Annotated in this window: 3 protein-coding genes; all 3 read right to left on the bottom strand. The window is 70.7% G+C overall.

Translation table 11 applies throughout. From position 1 onward, the window contains the following. Positions 1-926: CaiB/BaiF CoA transferase family protein (locus AC27VN_RS39380; protein ID WP_490880203.1), on the bottom strand; the 926-nt coding region annotated here is incomplete at its 3' end. 130 nt (positions 927-1,056) lie between these two features. Then, positions 1,057-1,644 carry a DNA-3-methyladenine glycosylase I gene (locus AC27VN_RS39375; RefSeq protein WP_490880202.1) on the bottom strand — a complete coding sequence of 196 codons (588 nt, stop codon included), beginning with the start codon at positions 1,642-1,644 and terminating at the stop codon, positions 1,057-1,059. 25 nt (positions 1,645-1,669) lie between these two features. Then, the coding region (locus AC27VN_RS39370; RefSeq protein ID WP_490880201.1) for an amidase family protein at positions 1,670-2,242 on the bottom strand (573 nt) is incomplete at its 5' end.

Here is a 2,242-nt window from a genome sequence, read left to right as displayed (position 1 = left end):
GCGGGCGCCTCGTCCCAGTCGAGCACCGGCGCGAAGCAGGCATCGCTGCCCTCGAGCAGCGCGCACCATTCATCGCGCGTGCGGGTGCGGAAAACGTCGGCCAGGCGCAGCTTGAGCAGCGGCCAGCGCGCGGCATCCATCTGGGCATCGAAGGCCGGGTCGTCGGCGATGCCGCAGCGCTCGCGCAGCAGCGCATAGAACTGCGGCTCGATGGCGCCGATGGCCACGTAGCGGCCGTCGGCGCAGGCATAGGTGTCGTAGAAGTGGGCGCCGCCGTCGATCAGGTTCTCACCGCGCTGGTTGCTCCACCGGCCGCCCGCCTTGAGGCCGTACATCATGGCCGACATCAGCGCGGCGCCGTCGGTCATGGCGGCATCGACCACCTGGCCCTGACCCGAGGCCTTGGCCTCGTGCAGCGCCGCGAGGATGCCGAAGGCCAGGAACATGGCGCCGCCGCCGAAATCGCCGACGTAGTTGAGCGGCGGCACCGGCGGCTCGCCCGCGCGGCCGACCGCGTGCAGCGCGCCGCTCAGCGCGATGTAGTTGATGTCGTGGCCGGCCGCCTGCGCCAGCGGGCCGTGCTGGCCCCAGCCGGTCATGCGGCCGTAGACCAGGCGCGGATTGAGCGCGAGGCAGTCGGCCGGACCGAGGCCCAGGCGCTCCATCACGCCGGGGCGGAAGCCCTCGATCAGCACGTCGGCGCGCGCGATGGCATCGCGCACGGTGGCGGCCGCGCCCTCGGCGCGCAGGTCGATCTGCAGCAGGCTGCGGCCGCGCGCGAGGATGTCGTGGGGGTTGCGCGGCGTGCCGGGCCGCTCGATGCGCAGCACCTCGGCGCCCATGTCGGCGAACAGCATCGCGCAGAAGGGACCGGGGCCGAGGCCCGCCATCTCGATCACGCGCAATCCTTGCAATGGGCCCGGCATCGTCCGTCTCCTTGGCCGCGGGCGGCCTTGTCTGTGTGGAGGACGATCTTGTCGCGGCCCGGTGGGTGCCGCATCGTCGGAAGAGACGAAAGAAGCGACGAGAAAGGCGCGCCGGCCCGGCGCGCGGCGCTCAGCCCGCCTTGGCCACCTGCGCGACCTTCGCGACCTGCGCGCGCCGGAAGCAGGCCGCGTCGTGGTCGTTGACGATGCCCACCGCCTGCAGCCAGGCATAGACGATGGTCGGGCCGACGAACTTGAAGCCACGCTTCTTGAGTTCCTTCGACACGCGCTCGGACAGCTCGGACGACACGGTGCGCGTCTTGCCGTCGTTCTCGATCACCTTGCCGCCGGTGAAGGACCAGCAGAAGTCGGTGAAGCTCTCGCCGCGCGCTTCCATCTCGTTGTAGATCTGGGCGCCGCGGATGGTGGCCTCGATCTTGGCGCGCGCTCGGATGATGCCGGGGTTGCCCATCAGCCGCTCGATGTCCTTCTCGTCGAAACGCGCGACCTTCTTCGGATCGAAGCCCGCGAAGGCCTCGCGGAAGGTGTCGCGCTTGCGCAGCACGGTGATCCAGGCCAGGCCGGCCTGGAAGCCCTCGAGCATCAGCGTCTCCCAGAGCATGCGCGGATCGCGCTCGGGCACGCCCCATTCGGCGTCGTGGTAGGCGCTCATCAGGGCATCGCCCTCGGCCCAGCTGCAGCGGGTGTGTTGCTTCATGCGCCGATGATATCGGCGGTGCTCCTCAAGCGAGCGCGGGTCGCCGCGCCATGAATCCCGTGGCGGCCTCGAACGCGGCCGAGGCGCCCAGCAGCGCCGCGTCGTCCTGGAAACGGCCCACGAGCTGCAGGCCCAGCGGCATGCCGTCGCCGCCGAAACCGCTCGGCAGGCTGATGGCCGGATGCCCGGTCATGTTGAAGGGCATGGTCCATGGATACCAATGCGCGCGCACGTTCTCGTACGGCTGGCCGTCGATGTCGAGCGGCGCGAACAGGTCCTGCTCGAGCGCCACCGCGGAGCGCGTGAGCGTAGGCATCGCGAGCAGGTCGGCGCGCTCGAACAGCGCCTGCACGCGCTTGAACAGCTGCGAGCGCGCGAACATCGCCTCCTGATATTCGACGCCGCTCACGCCGGCCGCCGACTCGACCTGGCGCCGGAAGGTCTCGCTGAAGCTGTCGGGATGCCGCTCGACCAGCGGGCCGAAGCGCGCGCGCCACACCGTATGGTTGATCGCGCGCCAGATCGGCTCGACCTCGAAGCCTTCGCCGTCGAAGTGCTCGATGCTCGCGCCCAGGTCCGCCAGCGTGCGCAGCGCGGC

The organism is Variovorax sp. 20P10.2.4, assembly GCF_058244205.1.
Note: the sequence above shows the minus strand (reverse complement) of the source record. Positions and strands in the feature narration are given on the sequence as shown.

What these genes read in the sequence shown, in the direction of transcription:
- AC27VN_RS39375 (WP_490880202.1), bottom strand. Translation starts at nt 1,644, where the DNA reads ATGAAGCAACACACCCGCTGCAGCTGGGCCGAGGGCGATGCCCTGATG.